At 39.2% G+C, this 1661-nt stretch carries 1 protein-coding gene; it reads right to left on the reverse strand.

The window, feature by feature from the left end; all coding sequences use genetic code 11:
- Positions 1–196 precede the first annotated feature (196 nt).
- A complete protein-coding gene (locus tag EKM81_RS11020) occupies positions 197–1501 on the reverse strand; it encodes an IS1380 family transposase (protein ID WP_125651615.1) in 1305 nt (434 codons plus the stop codon).
- Positions 1502–1661 lie beyond the last annotated feature (160 nt).

Consider the following 1661-nt stretch of genomic DNA (forward strand, 5'->3'; position numbering starts at 1 on the left):
CCTGAATTATTCATAGTTCATAAAAATCCCGTCAGTTTTCGTATTTTTTCGAAAACTGACGGGTATGTCTTTATCTTTTGCTGAAATACGATGTTTATCAGTTCTAGCTAGTGAGATCTTTCAACTAACTCAGAATTGCTTTGAACTTTTGGATACACTTGTCCCTTGGTTGTACAGATTTTTTTAATTTTGCCGGTTATTCAATAGCCTGGATACGCTGTAGAGCCTGGTAGAACAGCCGATGGTAAACATGATACGAGCTCAGCCGCAACTGAATGCGTCGGCCAGTATGCACAACACGTGCCGCAACTTTGAATAAACGGATCCGCAATGTGCTAACGCACAAGCCGGAATCATGTTTTGTCAGTGTTAGCTGCTTTAAAAAGTTGACAATATTGTAAGCCAGTACACTAACCATCATCCGGGCAGCATTGGTATTAAACGTTGAACTATCAGTCTTATCGAAAAAGAAACCTGTTTTAGCTTCTTTGATGTAATTTTCCATTTGGCCGCGTTTGTGATACAGTTCGAAGGCAGTTTCAGCCGTTAAATTAGTCAGATTAGTGACGATAAATTCATGTGAAAAGATCAGTTCACCAGCTACTCGAGTTGATTTAATATAAATCTGCCGTGGCTTAGGCCACGATGCTGATTGATAGATTTCAGAGTAGTAATGAGTCTCTTCCTCTTGCCACTGGGTTTGATCATTGATCTTGACGAACTTTTCAGCTAGATTCTGTAATTTTCGATTGCGTTTGAGTCGAATAATGTAAAACACATCTTTGGCTTCACAGACATCGTAAACTTCTGGCGTGGCGAAGCCACTATCACCACGAACCAGAATGTCAGTCGTGGGCAGCTGAGTTTGATAATGCTTTAATAGTGGTGTTAAAAAAGCTTTTACATCTTTGCTGGTGTAGGCATTTCCAGGACGCAAGACAGCTTTCAATAAGTTACCATCTTGATCAGTTGCCAGTAATGGATGATATCCTTCAGTACCATAATGTGCGTTGTAGTTAGTGGCTTCCTGTTTGCCATAAGTGTCTGAGTGAGTCGAATCGATATCAATAATCGTGGCTGTCTGGTTGGTTAATAGTCGAACACGGTCGATCAAAGCCTCATTTAAAGTCTGTAATGTGCTAACACTATCTTTATCAAAGCGTTGCCAAAAACGTGATATTGTTGCTTGTGAAGCCAAAGACGGTTTATCCAATAATAATTTAAAAAGCGGTTCTTTTTCTAAAAAAGTTGCCGCAGAATCTGCGCTATAACCAGCAATAATCTGAAGAATTAACTGTTTTAAGATACTAGAATTACTGTGTTGACAATATCGTCGCTGGTCATTGAACCTCAATAGTTTGTCGGCCAAGATGGTGAACTGGAATTTTGCCATCAGCTCTACACACAATGTTAGCCCGCCATCGGAAGATAATTGACCACCCGTATGCGATACTAAAATGTTTTTGTTGAAATTTAATGCCATTTCCTGTAAAGTTTTCAATATAGAGTCCTCTTCTCTCATGTGGTTTTGTTTAGCAATTTAACTATACCAGAGCTGAGGCTCTTTTTGTGTACTTAAAAGGTGAAAATACAAAATACCCATCAAACGCGTGATGCATGTGTTTGATGGGTATTTTGCATATCTTTGTGAATAAATCAGG

The sequence above is a fragment of the Lapidilactobacillus gannanensis genome (assembly GCF_003946675.1).
In the GTDB taxonomy this organism is placed as follows: domain Bacteria; phylum Bacillota; class Bacilli; order Lactobacillales; family Lactobacillaceae; genus Lapidilactobacillus; species Lapidilactobacillus gannanensis.